Origin of the sequence: Actinomyces sp. Z16, assembly GCF_003111765.1 — a bacterium.
Lineage (GTDB): Bacteria > Actinomycetota > Actinomycetes > Actinomycetales > Actinomycetaceae > Actinomyces > Actinomyces glycerinitolerans.
This window is the reverse complement of the sequence record NZ_CP027862.1, coordinates 2,931,761-2,946,903: the sequence shown is the minus strand read 5'-3', so window position 1 is coordinate 2,946,903 and position 15,143 is coordinate 2,931,761. Positions and strand designations below refer to the sequence as shown.

At 68.3% G+C, this 15,143-nt stretch carries 12 protein-coding genes, 1 tRNA gene and 1 pseudogene; 5 read left to right on the top strand and 9 right to left on the bottom strand.

What is annotated here, in order from left to right:
- Positions 1-18 precede the first annotated feature (18 nt).
- The 3 genes and pseudogenes from C3B71_RS12340 to C3B71_RS12330 form a co-directional block, all read right to left on the bottom strand.
- A pseudogene (locus C3B71_RS12340) lies at positions 19-1,187 on the bottom strand (glycosyltransferase family 4 protein).
- On the bottom strand, positions 1,184-2,371 hold the full coding sequence (locus C3B71_RS12335; protein ID WP_108968431.1) for a DUF1972 domain-containing protein: 1,188 nt from the start codon (positions 2,369-2,371) through the stop codon (positions 1,184-1,186). Before C3B71_RS12335 ends, C3B71_RS12340 begins: the two are co-directional and overlap by 4 nt.
- Complete coding sequence (locus tag C3B71_RS12330; protein WP_108968429.1) at positions 2,361-3,377, bottom strand: glycosyltransferase family 2 protein; 1,017 nt, start codon at positions 3,375-3,377, stop codon at positions 2,361-2,363. Before C3B71_RS12330 ends, C3B71_RS12335 begins: the two co-directional genes overlap by 11 nt.
- A 164-nt stretch (positions 3,378-3,541) precedes the next feature.
- Here C3B71_RS12330 and C3B71_RS12325 point away from each other — a divergent pair, with 164 nt between their 5' ends.
- The gene (locus tag C3B71_RS12325; RefSeq protein WP_159097691.1) at positions 3,542-4,489 is read left to right on the top strand and encodes a glycosyltransferase family 2 protein; all 948 of its coding nucleotides are present in this window, start codon (positions 3,542-3,544) and stop codon (positions 4,487-4,489) included.
- Between the two features lie 60 nt (positions 4,490-4,549).
- Here the strand turns inward: C3B71_RS12325 and C3B71_RS12320 are convergent, their stop codons facing one another.
- The 4 genes from C3B71_RS12320 to C3B71_RS12305 all read right to left on the bottom strand — a co-directional run bounded on the left by C3B71_RS12320 (position 4,550) and on the right by C3B71_RS12305 (position 10,126).
- Positions 4,550-7,321 carry a hypothetical protein gene (locus C3B71_RS12320; protein ID WP_108968425.1) on the bottom strand — a complete coding sequence of 924 codons (2,772 nt, stop codon included), beginning with the start codon at positions 7,319-7,321 and terminating at the stop codon, positions 4,550-4,552.
- A 307-nt stretch (positions 7,322-7,628) separates the two neighbouring features.
- On the bottom strand, positions 7,629-8,093 hold the full coding sequence (locus tag C3B71_RS12315; RefSeq protein ID WP_108968423.1) for a hypothetical protein: 465 nt from the start codon (positions 8,091-8,093) through the stop codon (positions 7,629-7,631).
- A gap of 144 nt (positions 8,094-8,237) precedes the next feature.
- On the bottom strand, positions 8,238-8,699 hold the full coding sequence (locus C3B71_RS12310) for a hypothetical protein (protein ID WP_111890598.1): 462 nt from the start codon (positions 8,697-8,699) through the stop codon (positions 8,238-8,240).
- 47 nt (positions 8,700-8,746) lie between these two features.
- A complete protein-coding gene (locus tag C3B71_RS12305; RefSeq protein WP_108968419.1) occupies positions 8,747-10,126 on the bottom strand; it encodes a glycerophosphodiester phosphodiesterase in 1,380 nt (459 codons plus the stop codon).
- 219 nt (positions 10,127-10,345) lie between these two features.
- Between C3B71_RS12305 and C3B71_RS12300 the strand changes: the two genes are divergently transcribed.
- From C3B71_RS12300 to C3B71_RS12290, 3 genes are all read left to right on the top strand, one after another.
- Positions 10,346-10,417, top strand: a tRNA-Gln gene (locus tag C3B71_RS12300).
- 148 nt (positions 10,418-10,565) lie between these two features.
- The gene (locus C3B71_RS12295) at positions 10,566-11,570 is read left to right on the top strand and encodes a bifunctional UDP-N-acetylglucosamine diphosphorylase/glucosamine-1-phosphate N-acetyltransferase GlmU (protein WP_108968416.1); all 1,005 of its coding nucleotides are present in this window, start codon (positions 10,566-10,568) and stop codon (positions 11,568-11,570) included.
- A 66-nt stretch (positions 11,571-11,636) separates the two neighbouring features.
- Positions 11,637-12,611: a ribose-phosphate diphosphokinase gene (locus C3B71_RS12290; RefSeq protein WP_108968414.1), complete on the top strand. Its 975-nt coding sequence runs from the start codon at positions 11,637-11,639 to the stop codon at positions 12,609-12,611.
- A gap of 41 nt (positions 12,612-12,652) precedes the next feature.
- Here C3B71_RS12290 and C3B71_RS12285 read toward each other — a convergent pair whose 3' ends face one another.
- Complete coding sequence (locus C3B71_RS12285; RefSeq protein ID WP_199912508.1) at positions 12,653-13,309, bottom strand: polysaccharide deacetylase family protein; 657 nt, start codon at positions 13,307-13,309, stop codon at positions 12,653-12,655.
- A gap of 62 nt (positions 13,310-13,371) precedes the next feature.
- Positions 13,372-14,361: a glycosyltransferase family 2 protein gene (locus tag C3B71_RS12280; protein ID WP_234415904.1), complete on the bottom strand. Its 990-nt coding sequence runs from the start codon at positions 14,359-14,361 to the stop codon at positions 13,372-13,374.
- Between the two features lie 140 nt (positions 14,362-14,501).
- On the opposite strand from C3B71_RS12280, the gene C3B71_RS12275 reads away from it, so the two are divergent.
- Positions 14,502-15,125: a hypothetical protein gene (locus tag C3B71_RS12275; RefSeq protein WP_146750892.1), complete on the top strand. Its 624-nt coding sequence runs from the start codon at positions 14,502-14,504 to the stop codon at positions 15,123-15,125.
- The last annotated feature ends 18 nt before the right edge of the window (positions 15,126-15,143 follow it).

Below are 15,143 nucleotides of genomic sequence, written 5' to 3'. Positions count from 1 at the left end.
ACCCAACAGTTGACGCCTTCACGCGGGGATGAGATTGCGGACCACCGCGGTCATGGCCGCCCGGTAGCCGGCGACGCTGAAGCGGGTGCGCGCCTCCTGCGCCCCGCACCGGGCCAGGCGGGCGGCGAGGTCGGGGTCGGCGGCGAGCCTGCCCAGTGCAGTCGCGAGCGCCGCGGGGTCATCCGGGGGCACGAGCAGGCCGGTGACGCCGTCGTCTACGACTTCCTTAAGGCCCTGCACGCCCGAGGCGACCAGCGGACGGGCGGCGTGCATGGCCTCCACGGCCGTATTGCCGAAGGGCTCCTGCCGCGAGGGCACGACGACGACGTCCGCCCGTTCCAGCACCGGCCAGGTCGGGTGGACATAACCGAGGAAATCCACGTGCCCGGCCAGGTCCGGTGCGGCGGCACGCTCGCGCAGCTGCGCCTCGTACCACTCATAGCCCGGGAAGATCGAGCCGGCCACCTCCAGCGAGGCGTCGACACCGCGTTCGCGCAGCAGCGCGACCGCATCCAGCAGCACGTCCACGCCCTTGCGGGGGACAGCCTGCCCACCATGGCAATCCGCAGCGGTGCGTGGGGAGCGCGTTCATGCAGCGGGGCGGGTGACTGCGGCGGGCCCGCCACGCCGTTGTGCACTACCCGGGTGCGCCCTGCCAGCAGCGGCTGCGCGGACAGCAGCGCTTGCCGGGCGGCCTCGGAGTTGGCCACGATCCGGGTGGCGGCGAGCAGTGGTGCGTTCAGACCCGCGCGGATAAGCAGGTGCTGGGTGTCCTCGGCCTCGTGCACGTGTGACAGCACCGGCACGCCGGCTGCACGTCCCGCCAGCGGCCACCACGGGATCGTCACGGTGTTGGCCAGCAGCAGGTCGGCGCCGCAGGCTTTGATCAGGCCGCGCAGCCGGGCGAGTTCGCCGGGCGCCCGCGCCGCCAGGACCGCCAGACCGCGGGGACTCAGCAGCGCCTTGCGCAGCACCGTGAAGGGGACGACGGCGACGCGCGCCCCCACACCCTCGAGTACACCCACCAGCGGACCCTCCTCGGGCAGGGCCACGTTGACGCGGTAGCCGGACTCGATCAGTCCGGTGATGGTCTCCACTAGCTGCCAGTCGGAGCCATACAGGTCGGGGGACGGGTGGGCGACCAGCACCAGGGGTGAGTCGGACCGGGGTGAGGTGGGAGCACTCATGCGGGGAATGCCCCCGTTCGCCGTCCGGAGGGGCGCCGGCGTCGGGGGCCCTGTTCGGCCAGGCGGCGGCACAGTGCCTCGTAGCGATCGGTCACCTCATCCCAGTCGTACAGGGCGGCGCGGCCGCGGGACAGCTCCCCGCGGCGTGCCTGCGCGTCCGGATCGGCCTCCGCGGAGTCGACCAGGGCGGCGACGTCGGCGTCCGTGGCCCAGTAGCGGCCGGCGTCGCCGAGCACCTCCCGGTTGAAGGGGACGTCGAACGCGTCCACGGCGGCCCCGGCGCCGATGGCGCGCAGCAGAGAGGGATTGGTGCCGCCCACGGAGTGGCCGTGGTAGTAGACGAGCGCGCCCGCGTACAGCTGGTCGAGCAGTTCCTGGTCCCAGACCCCGCCGAGTAGGCGGACGCGGGAGTCGGCCAGCTGCTCGATGCGGGCCGTGTACTCATTCGCGTAGGGGGCTGAGCCGACGACGACGAGTGGCAGTCGTGCCCCCGAGCGGACGTAGCCGTCGACGATCACGTCCACGTGGTTCTCGATCTCGAAGCGGGCCACCACCAGGTGGAAGCCGTCGGCCCGCAGCCCGAGCTCGGCCAGCCGGTCGGTGCCGACGACGACCTGCGGGGCCCCGTAGGCGATCAGGTCCGTGTCCGCCTCGAACTCCTCGGCGTAGTAGTCGGCGATGCCCTGGGCGTCGGCGATCAGCGCGTCCGAGTAGCGCACCGCCAGCGCCTCGGCCGCCCGGTAGTAGCGCCTGCCCGTGGGCCCCCATTTGCCGCGCCGCCACTCCAGGCCATCCACGTGGGTGGCCACGGGGATGCGGGCGGCGCGCAGGGCCGGCAGGAAGGGCGAGTTGGCGGCGTTGAAGACGATGGCGACGTCCGGGTGGACGCGCGGCAGCAGGTGCCGCACCGACAGTGCGGTGTGGGAGAGCGTCTCCAGGGAGCGCTTCTTCAGCGCCGGCAGCTCCACCACCCGCATGCCGCGATACATGCGGGGCAGGGGCGTGTCCGGTTCGGGGTTGCGGGAGTAGACGAGTACCCGGTGGCCCCGTGCGGCGAGGCGACGGCCGACCTCCTCGATGGCGGTCTCGAAGCCCCCGTAGCGTGCGGGCACGCCGCGGGTTCCGAGCATGGCGATGCGCAGCCGGTCGGGCCACGCGGCGGAGGCGGTGGAGCTAGCGGTCATTGGGCCTCTCTCGTGGGGTGAAGCGTTCCCGGTGGACGAGACGCAGCCCGTCGATCGCCCCGCGTACGGCGGGCACCAGGGTGGTGGTGGGATGGGTCAGCAGCTGACGGCGGCCGCCGCGCAGGAGGATCCGCCAGGACTCCTGGGGGGTGCGCCGCACCCAGCGGGCCAGTTCTCCGCGGCGTGCCCAGCGCGTACCCAGCAGCAGGCGGTTGCGGACGTTCCAGTAGTAGTAGGTAGCCGAGTGCCGCTGCCCGCCCGGCCGTTCACGCGACGTGGTGTCGGCCGCGCCGGCGGGGTCCGCCGATTCGCTGCCGGTTGCGTCTCGGCGGGGGCGCTGGGTTCCGCCCTCCACATGGCGGGCGACGATGTCGGTGTCGTTGAGCAGACGACCGCCGGCGGCCAGTACGCGTAGGGAGAAGTCGACGTCCTCCCAGTACAGGAAGTAGTCCTCCGCCAGGCCACCGGTCGCCTCCCACAGCCGGCGGGAGACCGCGAAGCAGGCGCCGGTCAGCCATTCCGCGTGACGGTGCCCCGGGATCAGAGTGGTGCGTGGAGACCGGGTGGCGCCGTCGGTCAGGTCCACGCGGTAGCCGTAGAAGACGGGCCTGCCGACATCGTCGACGATCATGGGAGCGACGAGCGTCATGGGGTCCGCCTCTACATGCGCCACGAGCGCGGCGAGCTGATCGGGGGCGATGGTCGCGTCCGGATTGAGGATGGCGAACGTCTGGGCGCCGGCGTCGAGTGCTGCTCGGACGCCCAGGTTCACGCCGGCGCCGAAGCCGAGGTTGGCGTCGGGCAGTACCGTCAGCCAGCCGTGGGCTTGGGCCTGGGCGGTCACGGCTGCCCGCTCGGCGGGGGTCGTCGCGTTGTCTACGATCACAATCCGAGGTGTCCCGGTACTCGGGGAAGCGTCGGCGGAAAGGGGGACGAGATTGGTCTCCAGCAGCTCGTGCGATCCGTAGTTGACGACTATGACTGCCGTGGAGGAGAGGTTAGTCATGCCAGCCGTATCTTCTTAACCGGGGTCCGATTGGGTGGTTGTGGTCGCAACCAAGGGGAGCGTCTCAGCGAGACCGCGTACTCGGGGGCGATGATACTATGCCAAGACTATTCACGAGTGGTCTACGCCGATGGACTACTCCCGTGATTCGTTGGGAGTTCCCCATGCCCGCAGGCCCGCTCACCCTTGACGTGGCGGTATGCACCTACAAGCGCCCCGAACGGGTGGCCGGCCTGGTGCTGCAGCTGCTCTCGCAACTGCAGGACCTGGAGGAGGTCGATGCGCGGGTGGTGATCGTGGATAACGATGCCGCGGGGTCGGCCCGTGAGCGTCTCGTCAATGCCGGCGGGGTCGGTCAGGATGGGCGCGTGCATGTGGTCGTGGAGCCCACCCCGGGGCTGTCGGCGGCGCGCAACCGTGCCCTGAGCGAGGCCGCTGAGCGCGATCTGCTGGTCTTCATCGACGACGACGAGTTGCCGGGCGACGGCTGGCTCGCCGCCCTGGTGGCGACCTACCGGAACACTGGCGCGGTCGGGGTGACGGGGCCAGTGGAGTCGGTCTTTGAGCAGCAGCCGGATCCGTGGATGGCATCGGCTCCCGTATTCCGCAGGGTGCAGCGCCCCACGGGAACGCCCATGCGCAGTGCCGCCACCAACAACCTGCTGCTGGACATGACCGTGGTGCGCCGCCTGGGACTCGAATTCGATCCGCGCTTCGCCTTCACCGGCGGGGAGGACACCTTCTTCACCCGCTCGCTGACCGCCCGCGCCGGTGCACTCGTCTGGTGCGACGCGGCTGTGGTTTCCGAGACCGTTCCCTCCGAGCGGGCCAGCCGCGAGTGGGTGCTCACCCGGGCCCGTCGTAACGCCGAGACCTGGGCCTGGGTGCGACTGCTGGACACGAGCGGCTGGCGGCGTGCCCGGCGGCGCCTGGAGTTTACGGCGCGTGGTACGGCGCTGTGGCTGGTCGGCTCGGCCCGTGCCCTGGCATCCCGAGGCGAGGATGCGGACCGTCAGGCGCAGCGGGCGCAACATGAGCACCGCGCCGCGGGCGGCCGCGGCATCCTGCGGGCGACGCTGCTGGGGCCGCACACCGCGCCCTACGCACGCTGAGACGCCGCAGCAGGTCGAATCCGCGCCCCCCGTGCGGGCCGTGGCCCAGCTCACCGGTGCTCAGGGCTGGACCCTGGTTTCATCCTCCACACTCAGCGCGGCGAACTTCAGCGCCTGCCCGGTTGAGGTGGCGCTTCCCGAGAGGTAGGTGTTGATACGGACGACGCCGCGGCGCTGGAGCCTGGGTTCAGCGTCAGTGGCCGTGGCATCCCACTCGGCGGGCGCGGAGGCCTCTCCCAACCAAACCTTGGCCCGCAGCGTGGTGGGCGAGGTGCCCGCCGCCTCGACGACGACATTCACCCGCATGCCCGGGCTGAACGTGCCCTCCACCGGGATCGTGGCCAGCGTGGTTTCCTGCGGGCCGACCCGCTTCATCAGGCTGGCGGAGAGTCTCCCATTGTCCAGGACTGTTTTCACGTAGTAGCAGTCCGAAGACCCGGCGATGCCACGTGCGGCGATCGAGACGTAGGTCCTCCCTCCCGCCCCGTTCTCGGCGAAGGTGAAGTAGGCGTTGACGCGGGTGCTTGTGGAACTGTAGTTGCGCACGGTGGCGGAGGAGCCTGCGCCGGCTTCTGGCATGGCGATGACCCCGTAGCCGTCCGCACCGCCGGTGAAACGCGCTGCGGGTGCGACCGACCAGGAGGTGCCCCAGCCGCCACTGACGGCGGTCTCGAATTGGTCGCCCCAGATACCGTCGTTCAGACGCGTGTTGCTGCCGAGGTCCGACGTGGAGGTGTCCCAGGCGGCGTTCACGAGTGCGCCCCTGTCCACCGTTGCTCCCGTCGGCAGTCCGAGCGCGGTCGCGACCGCGGCGCTGAGCGGCTTGCCCGAGTCTTCTGCCGGAGAGCCCGCCCGAATCCGGTAGTCGCCGCTGTAGTCGGTGATGGTGCTGGTCTCGCGAACAAAGATCGGAGAGTCGCCGCGATCGGCGCGAAGGTCGAGCGAGTGGGAGTCCTTGCCGGCAATCGTCAGGCCCTGCGCCTGAGACTCCTGCGTGAGCGTCTCGGACACGGCCCAGGAATCGGGGCCTAGGCCGAAGTTGGTCAGGTAGCGGTCGGAGCCCGTGCCGGAATCTATGGTTTGCGGCCGGACGAACACGTTGTAGTCGGACTCGGCGAGCTGCTCGTTGACGCCCGCGAATCTTCCCTCCGCCTCGTCCGGGCGCGGCAGGTTCCTGGATGCCTCGACCAGGATCATGTTCGTGTAGCGATGATTCTTGTTGGCGCCGGGATCGGTGAAGGCCGTCCGTGGCTTAGAGGCGATGATGTTGTTGATCAGCTCGTTGTTCAGTGAGTCCCATGCCATTGGCTTGGTGGTGTCACCGCCGTTGTATTCTCCGGCGCTCCACTTCTCGACGTAGCCGGCCGGGCAGGTATCCCACTCGCTCGACAGGTTGCATGCGTCGATGCGTCCGTCCTCGCGTACGTAGATCGGGTCGATGGTGCCGACGATCGTGTTGTTCCAGACCTTGTCGCGCGCGCTGCCGGACAGCTGAATACCGGTCTTGGATCCCTGAATCAGGTTTGAAACGATGACGTTATTCTGGCCGATCTCGTCCAGGATCGCGATGCGGTCGATGTTGATGAACGAGTTCCCCACGATCACCGAGTTGATCACACCTTCGTCCAGCCACAGGGCGTTGAAGGCGGTGGGACGCGCCTTGTTCATGCTGAGGTCGGAGGCGTCGAGGGGCTCGTCCGAATCGTCCTGCAGCGCTTGTGAGCGGTCGAAGGTATTGCCCTCGAGGCGCAGGGAATCGCTGTGAGTCAGTTTGAGGTCCGCCACTGTGCAGTAGGCGCCGCAAGCGGCGGTGATGAAACTCTTATTGCCATTCCCTGTGAATGTATTTCCGTACATGAAAAGGCGGTGAGCGCGATTCGCTCCGGCGCCGTTGCTGCCGTTCCCCGTAAAAACCGAATTCGTCACGGTGACGTCATTGGCATCGATGTGAAGTGCGGGTCCCGCCTGGGAGCCGGAGAACGTGACCCGGTCGATGCGCGAGTTGTTTGAAACATTGAAGACCATGGTCGCGTTGCCGTTCGTGCCCCAGACCGGCTCGACGTAGCTCCACGACTGGATCGGCGCGTAGTTGCTGATCGTCAGGCCGGTCACCGCCGCGCCGTCGCCGGTCATGGTGAGAGCCCGGCCGTGCTGGATTATCTCGACAGTATTGTCGCCGGGGTCGCAGCCCAGGACGTACTGCGCGCCCGTATGTGGGCCTTGCACCCAGGAGGACTCGCTGTCGGAGTTCGCCAGCCGGGAGGCGATGGCGGGGTTCTCCTCAGCGGCCAGGTCCCTGACGTAGAAGGTCATCGTCCCCGGCTTGACCTCGGCGGGGTCATCCACCTGGGTCAGCTCCTCGGCGGTTCCGTCGGCTCCAACGAAGAATACGGCCTCCGGGAAGCGAGACATATCGCCGTCCACCTTCTTGGGATTAGTGGAGGCGTCCTGGTTGAACCGCACGAAATCAGTGCGCTTGCTGGTCCAGATGCCGTTCTGGCCGGTGAAGTCGGCCCGCGCCAGCGCCTCGGTGCCGGTAAGAACGGGCTTGGTCCCATTCTTGGCCTTGAGCGTGACTCCGTTGAGGACCAGTTCACCCTCACGGTAAGTGCCGCTGTCAACCTCCACCGTGTCCCCAGGGTCAGCGGCCTTGAGTGCGGAGCCGATCGTATGGAAGGGGTGCGCTGCCGTGCCGTCCGCGCTCTTGTCGTCCGCCGAGGCGCTGACGTGGATCGTGTCCGTAGCCGCCGCGGCATGCGTGGTCGGGGCAGTGCAAAGAGTGATTGAGACGAGGGTGAACAGCACAGTAAGGGCGGGGGCGATGCGTTTCATGACGTAACTCCGACTCAGGGGGCGTGTGAGCAGCGTAACATAAGGTCTACCGCTGTGGTGATCGTCGTGTGATCGCATGTGCAGTTGTCTACGTCATGAATGGTGGCCTACTCAGGCGTCGGCGGTGTCGCGGGTGGAGTGGCCGTGTTCTGGACTGCGCCCTCGTCGTCGCTGCTTACGCGGATGCGAAGCAGTAGGAACGAGACTGCAAGGCCGATCAGGGCTCCGATGATGCCGCCGACTGCTCCGTAACGTGCCTTTGAGGGGCCGGATGGTGCAGAGGGAAGAGAGGCGGCGTCTACGTCCGTCAAAGACAGGCCCGTCTCGTCCTGGGGGTTATTGACAACTCCGATACTACCCGACGCAACGCGGTGACCTCGGCCTCGGCGATCACCTGCGCGGTCTCGGCAGACGATGCGGAAGCCGAGACAGTGATGATCAGGCTGTTGGTCGAGCTTGTCACCGTGACCGCGCGCTTCACCTCGGCCTGGTCGATCCCAGTGGTCTGCGCGACCTCCGCCAGCACCGAGTCGGATGTGCTGAGCTGGATAATCGTCGGCATCACCGTATTGATGATGTTCGTTGCGGAGGAGACGCTGCGACCCCCGTCGCTGGTATCGGCGGCAACAAGAGCGCTGGCCGTGGAGGTGTAGACCGGGCCGCTTATCGTAGCGAATACGACTCCGACGATGACGCCGAGAACGAGATGCGCCAGCCACAGTGGCGCCAACTTCAGCAGGCCGCCGATCCGGTCAGCCTCGTCTTGGCTCATGGGTGCCCCCTCATCATGCCAATCCCCGCACGAGCCACCACGCGAGCTCGGCGGGTCTCCAAGGCGTTGTGTCAGGACACCAGGTTAGCCGTGCATCCGGGCTGTGTGGGCGGGATCCGCGGTGATCCCCATCGCGACCGCTGTTCAGGCGAGTGAGAATGGTGCCTGATTTGAGGCCACCACGGGCACCGACTCGATCAGGCCCAGCCCGGGGAAGAGCACCTCAACATCGTCGTTGCCTGTGACCTCGTCGAAGACGGCGAAGGCAGCATTCAGGGACGCGTCCGCGGTGGTGCTGTTCACCGCGGGCTGCTCGCTCAGTGGGCGTAGGCCGAGTCCGCGACTGAGTGACAGCAGTCGGATCTTCCCGGGCGTGTAGCCCATGGATGCCATTTTGAAGGCGCCGGTGCAGGTCAGCAGGTCGGTGCCGGCCGAGTTCGTCGCCACGCGCAGCACCGTCTTGCCGTTCATGACAGCTGCAGGTCCGACGATCAGCTCCGCGGCGGCGGCGCATGCCGACGGTTCTGTGAAGGGGAGGCCGAGAGCCATCGCTGTGCCGCCGACGACGACCAGGCCGAATCGGCGTCGGCTCAGTGAGAATGGCATGTTTGATGTACCCGGGGCGAGGTGTCGAGCGGTCATTGACAACGCTTTCATGAAATTACCATCCCATCAACTTTTGCGCACATGGCGCCGATCGCGCCGTGGTTGATGCAGGTATCCAGCGCCCGTTGGCTTTCGCAGATGTGCCCGATGAGCGGCACACCGTATCCAGCGGCGGTCTGCCAGGCGGCGTCGCTCGCGTGCCAGGGCACCCCGAGTACGTCCCAGTAAGGCGCCCAGACGGCGGCCTGACCGCTGGTGATGTGCTCTTCGTAAACGTAACCCCAGGTGCGGAAGCCCGCCTTGCGCCAGATTGTTGCCAGCCAGGTGGCGTCGCCGAAGAACTTGAGGATCGTGTGTTCCGGATCCAGCCATGGTAGGTAGGTCTCATGTGCGGCTGCGCTGTATTTTGGGTCAACGAAGAGGACGTGGTCGTCGCCATAGGCGGCCAGTAGGTCATCGAGCCGCGTGAAGGGCTCACCCTTGGTGGTGAATCGGCGCACCTCGGCCCAGGTCATCTGGGCGACCGGCGTGGTTGGAGCGCCAGCGTCAACGCCCTGGAGATTCCGGTCGTGGACGCCCACGGGAACACCGTCGGCAGTCAGATTGAAGCTGAACTCCATGGCCGGTATGCCCCGCGTTGCGGATTCGCTATAGGCGCGCAGACTCATCTCTGGCCAGTCGGCCGAGCCTCCTCGGTGGGCGATCATCCAACTGCCCGTACGTGAAAGCAGAGTGTCCACGTCGACGCTCACCGGCTCGTTCAACACGGCCTGGGTGCTGGAGGTTGTCTGCTCATCGGCTCGACGCACGGACACGTTCACGGTCGTAGCCGAGTCCTGCGCAGGCTGTAGTCCGACCGCCGCCCACACGGTGGTGGCGGCCGTCTTGGTCTCTGTTATCGAACTTCCTGAGTCGGAGATGAGGAGAACGCGGAGGGATGACCATGCAGCGGTTGTGCTTGCCTGGCCGTCATAGACCATCTGCCCGCCCGTCACGGTAAAGGCGTTGAGCGGCACACCTTTAGATCCATGCTGCTGAGTTATGAGCAGGCCAGGAGCAGGCGCTGCTGGGCGGGTCGTCGTCCAGTTCGTGAGCACAGGAGTCGAGCCCGGTTCCACGCCCGACAGGGCCAGGAGGAGCGCTCGCTGTCGTGCGGCGTAGCTCGTACCGGAGTGCCACCATTGGGGGACAGTCACCTCGCCGGTCTGGGTGGCTCGTGTCCAAGCGATGGAGCCAGAGCGATTCGCGCTGTCGGTTCCGTCCGAGTAAGAGTGCTCCCACCCCTCCGGGACGCCCGCCTTGCCCATGTGGCCCCACTGCGAACTGGTGATCAGTACCAGTAGCTGTCCCGCCCGAGTGGAGACGGTCAGTGGGGAGCCGGAGCCGGCATAGGCCTCGGCGTGTGCTGAGGCTTCAACCTGTATCACGAGAGCTCCCTTCGTCTGTTCGGCGCCTGAAATACCATGAGCGCCGACCTTGTCTCCGCGGTAATAGCGAGATGCACGCTAGCAGGCGGCTAAGGAATGCAGGCAATCGTGTTGCCAAGGTGCAATGGTCGGTTGCGAGGCCGAGATGCGGGAGAAGCGGCGGCGAGAGTATGAGAAACTATGCCGGCGCCCGGCCGCACGGTCGGCCACGGGCGCTCTTCCGCCCTGGTGTAGAGGCAGCACGCAGGCCTTTGGAGCCTTGAGAGCCGGGTTCGAATCCTGGGGGCGGAACCGAGCCGGCACGACGCCACGCAGTCGCGCCGGCTGAATAGACGGTGCGCGGATCGGGTTGGGGCCTGGCGGCGGGCGACGTAGGATGGCATCGCCGGGCCGCCAGCGGCCTTGAGCCTCACCTTGAGATCCACTGAGAAGAGGACCCGTGGCTTCCACCTCCCCCGCCGCCGTCATCGTCATGGCCGCCGGCAAGGGCACCCGCATGCGCTCGTCCCTGCCCAAGGTGCTGCACCGCATCGGTGGGCGCAGTCTGTTGGAGCACGCCGTCGTGGCCGCCCGCGGGCTCGAGCCGGAGCACCTGGTGGTCGTGGTGCGCCACCAGCGCGACGCGGTCGTGGCCGAGCTCGCCGACTTCGCCCCGGACGCCCTTCCCGCCGACCAGGATGAGATTCCCGGTACCGGACGCGCCGTCGCCTGCGGGCTGGCGGCCCTACCCGAGGACCTGGTCGGACCGGTGGTGGTCACCAGCGGCGACGTTCCGCTCCTGGATACCGCCACCCTGCGGGCGCTCGTGCGTCAGCACGCCGAGCACGACGACGCCGTAACCGTGCTCACCACCGTGTTGGACGACCCCACCGGCTATGGGCGCATCCTGCGCGACGACGCCGGGGCCGTGACCGGAATCGTCGAGCAGCGTGATGCCAGCCCGGCTCAGCTCGCCGTCAACGAGGTCAACGCCGGCGTGTATGTCTTCGACGCCGCCCACCTGCGCCGGGCCCTGGCCACTCTGGGGACCGATAATGACCAGGGCGAGGTCTATCTCACCGACGTTGTCGCCCACGCGTACCGCGAAGGACGGGCCACCTCCGCGCTGGCCGTAACCGACCACTGGCTCGTCGAGGGCTGCAACGACCGCGCCCAGCTCGCCTCGCTCGGCGCCGAACTCAACCGGCGCGTCCTCTCGGCTTGGATGGAGCAGGGCGTCGGCGTCGTCGATCCGGCGGGGACCTGGGTGGACGTCACCGTCGAGCTCGCCCGCGATGTTCGGCTGGAGCCCGGCGTCCTGCTGCGCGGGGCCACCCGCATCGGTGAGGGCGCCGTCGTCGGACCGTACTCGGTGCTGACGGACGCCGACATCCCGGCGGGCGCCGTCGTCGCCCCCTTCAGTCTGCTCGGATCGGACCTGCCTGCCGCCGGAAGACCGGCCTGACCGACTCTTCCCACCGTCCGAGCCCAGAAATCCGGACCGCACCGGCCACGAGAGAGGAACCACGTCATGACCGGCATCATCACCAAGGGCGAGAAGCGGCTCGTCATCGTTTCGGGCCGGGCCCACCCGCAGCTCGCCCAGGACGTGGCCTCCGAGCTCGGCACCGAGGTCCTCTCCTCGACGGCCTACGACTTCGCCAACGGCGAGACCTATGTGCGCTTCAACGAGTCCGTGCGCGGCTGCGACGTGTTCGTCATGCAGTCCCACGGAGACCGGGTCAACGACTGGATCATGGAGCAGCTCATTATGGTGGACGCGCTCAAACGCGCCTCCGCCAAGCGCATCACCGTGGTCGCCCCCTTCTACCCCTACGCGCGGCAGGACAAGAAGCACCTGGGGCGCGAGCCCATCTCCGCCCGGCTCGTCGCCGACCTGTACAAGACCGCCGGCGCCGACCGCATCATGAGCGTGGACCTCCACTCCAGCCAGGAGCAGGGGTTCTTCGACGGCCCTTGGGACCACCTGTGGGCCCAACCCGTGCTGGTGGACTACATCCGCCGCCGCATCGACGTGGCCAACGCCGCCGTGGTCTCCCCGGACGCGGGACGCATCCGCGTCGCCGAGCGCTGGGCGAACGCCATGGGCGGGGTGCCGCTCGCATTCGTCCACAAGACCCGCGATGTCACCCGGCCGAACGAGTCCGTGGCCAACCGCGTGGTCGGCGACGTGGAGGGACGCTCCTGCGTGCTCGTGGATGACATGATCGACACCGGCGGCACCATCGCCAAGGCCGTGCAGGTACTGCTGGCCTCCGGCGCCAGGGATGTGATCGTCGCCGCCACCCATGGCGTGCTCTCCGGCCCCGCCGTCGAGCGCCTGTCGGGCTGCGGCGCCCGCGAGGTGGTGGTCACCGACACCCTTCCCATCGCCCCCGGCAAGCGCTTCGACTCCCTGACCGTGCTGCCGATCGCGCCGCTGCTGGCACGTGCCATCAAGGCCGTCTTCGACGACGGCTCGGTGACCAGCCTGTTCGAGTCCTGAACACGGCCGGCCGGCATGGCGGCCTCGGGCTGCAACCGTCCTTAACGCGAGAAACTGAGCCGACGGACCGGGGTGCCGGCGGTCAGCGCCGTTCCCAGTGACACCGCGGACAGGCCGCGTTCCTCCAGGCCCGTGAGCACCTCGGACAGCAACGCCACCTTGTCGACCCCGCCCACGGCTTCCTCCGTCGCCAGATCGGAGGCGTCGGCGGCACCATCGTGGGCGAGCAGGATCGCCCCGGGGACGGCGTCGCGCATGGCGCGCGCGACGCGCTCCTCGTGGGAGACGTCCTTCCAGTCCCAGGTCGTGCCGGACCACAGGACAGTGGTCAACCCCGCCGCCGACGCGGCCAGGCGGCTGCGCGGGGACTGCGCGCCGTGGGGCGGCCGGAACCAGCGCACCGGCACGCCGGCGATGTCCTCCAGTTCGGCGCGGGCGTCCCGCAGCCAGGGGGCGAGGTCGTGGCGGGGCAGGGTGGTGACCCGGCGGTGATCGAGCCCATGAAGGGCAACCTCGTGGCCCGCCTGGAGGAGGTTACGGACCAGGCCGGGGCTGCGTCGCGCCCGGGTGAGCAGCATGAAGAAGGTCGCCTGCGCGTTGTGATCGGCCAGGACGGTGGCAAGCGGCTCGGTGCTGCCGGGCAGGGGACCGTCGTCAAACGTCAGCACCACCTGACGAGAACGCGTACGCACACTCATCACTGATCCCATCACGGGGCCGAGGAGGGCGTCCGCAGGCCGTCTGAGCAATGATTTCATGGTCATCGTGAACCGTCCTCCTCGCGGCGGAAGGAACCTGGGGTGAGGGAGCGGGGCGCTCGGACCAGCCGGCTCAGGGGCTGAGTCGAACGCGCATACTCGTTCCATGACAGCCCCAGGCCGGCCAGGGTCATGCCGGCTCCGCGAGCGGCCAAGCGCCAGCCCCGCGCGTCGGCGCTCAGGTCGCGGCGTAAGGCTCCCCAGCCGGCGCGCGTCAGGCCGACGGCGACCCTGCCCGCGCCGCCTGCCAGCACGCGCGCTCGTGTCATCGGGCCGGTGCCGAAGTGCAGGTCAAGCAGGCCGGAGGTGTTGCCATGGCTGAGTTGGCGGGCCAGCACCCAGCGGCGAGTAATCCGCTCGGTGGCCACGTGGTCGACGACGATCGCATCCCGGGCGAAGACAATGCGCCCGCCCCGAGCCACCAGCGTGCGGGTCAGCAGCGTGTCCTCACCTCCCGACAGCCCCAGCGCCCCGTTGAAGCGGAGATCGCCGAGCTGATGCAGGTCGATCAGGAGGTTCCCGCAGGCGGCCGCGGGCCGTTCGGAGCCGTCGGGGAAGCGGCGCCGCTCGAAGAAGCCTCCGGCGAGGATCCAGGGGGAGGGGCGAGTCGGGTAGCGGGTGTCCACCCAGCCGGCGACGGCGGCCGCGCCCGTCTCCCGCCAGCGCTCCAACATGCGTACCAGCCAGCCGGATACCGGCGTTCCGTCGTCGTCGATGAACAGCAGGAGGTCGCGCCCCGAGGCTGATGCCTCATCCAGGGCGCGGTTACGACCTGCGGAGATGCCCGGAACCGGCTCCACCACGCAGCGCACCCCCGCCAGCCCCAGGGACTCGACGGCTTCTTTACCCGAGGCGGCCGGATCGTTGTCCACGACCAGCACGTCGACTTCGCACCACGGCGGGGCGGCTGCGGCCTGGGCGTGGACCAGCCGCACCGTCTCGCACACCTGCTCCGGGCGGTGGAAGGTGAGGATCGCGACCGTGGCGTGCATGCGGGAATCCGTCATCGCCAGGGGTGCCGGTGCGGCGCGGGGAGAAGGTGGGCAAGGTACATACTCAACTCCTTGAGCGACTCGGGACGGGGCGCAGGTTCACACGGTACATGCACCCGCATTCCTATACTGTTTAGCCCGTGAAGATGATTCGTTACTCCGGAGCGTTGATTCTGCCCCTCCTGATGGTGGCCGCATGCTCAAACTCCACGGACACCACATCGTCGGATGCGTCGGCCGCATCCAGCGTCGCGCCGACGCAGTCCACGGCAAGGCCCGCCGCGGTTCCCACCGGTGCCATGATCCCGTCGCCGGCCCCGGATGATCAGGACCAGGCGCTCGCCGATGGCGACATGAGTGCCGACTGGCTCGACCCGGTTGAGCTGACGCAGGCGGTTGCGCTCGAGGACTCCGTCACCGTGGCCATCGGCGAGCTGAGCAGTCGGCATCTCGACGCCGCGCTTCCCGACGAGGTCTCCGGCGACGGCATCATCATCCCCGTCACGGTGGCGAACACCGGCGCCGATGAGCTGTCACTTGCAGGACTCGTGGTCACGGTGGCGGCGGGTGAGGAGGATGTTCCCGCGTCACAGATGCTCTCGGCCTCGGACCAGATCCCGGCGTCGCTGGCCTCCGGCGAGGCCGTGACCATCGACATGGCCTTCGTGGTTCCGCAGGAACTACGCGAGAACGTCAGTATCGTAGTGGACCTGGGGGCGCAGAGTCGGGCGGCGGTGTTCCAGGGCGTCGCCCCCACCTCCTAAAATCACGGTTTAGAGTCG

Bases quoted from the DNA above. Each gene is read 5' to 3' on its own strand.
- C3B71_RS12335 (WP_108968431.1), bottom strand. From the start codon at position 2,371: ATGACCGCTAGCTCCACCGCCTCCGCCGCGTGGCCCGACCGGCTGCGC.
- C3B71_RS12330 (WP_108968429.1), bottom strand. From the start codon at position 3,377: ATGACTAACCTCTCCTCCACGGCAGTCATAGTCGTCAACTACGGATCG.
- C3B71_RS12325 (WP_159097691.1), top strand. From the start codon at position 3,542: ATGCCCGCAGGCCCGCTCACCCTTGACGTGGCGGTATGCACCTACAAG.
- C3B71_RS12320 (WP_108968425.1), bottom strand. From the start codon at position 7,321: ATGAAACGCATCGCCCCCGCCCTTACTGTGCTGTTCACCCTCGTCTCA.
- C3B71_RS12315 (WP_108968423.1), bottom strand. From the start codon at position 8,093: ATGAGCCAAGACGAGGCTGACCGGATCGGCGGCCTGCTGAAGTTGGCG.
- C3B71_RS12310 (WP_111890598.1), bottom strand. From the start codon at position 8,699: ATGCCATTCTCACTGAGCCGACGCCGATTCGGCCTGGTCGTCGTCGGC.
- C3B71_RS12290 (WP_108968414.1), top strand. From the start codon at position 11,637: ATGACCGGCATCATCACCAAGGGCGAGAAGCGGCTCGTCATCGTTTCG.
- C3B71_RS12285 (WP_199912508.1), bottom strand. From the start codon at position 13,309: ATGAGTGTGCGTACGCGTTCTCGTCAGGTGGTGCTGACGTTTGACGAC.
- C3B71_RS12280 (WP_234415904.1), bottom strand. From the start codon at position 14,361: ATGCACGCCACGGTCGCGATCCTCACCTTCCACCGCCCGGAGCAGGTG.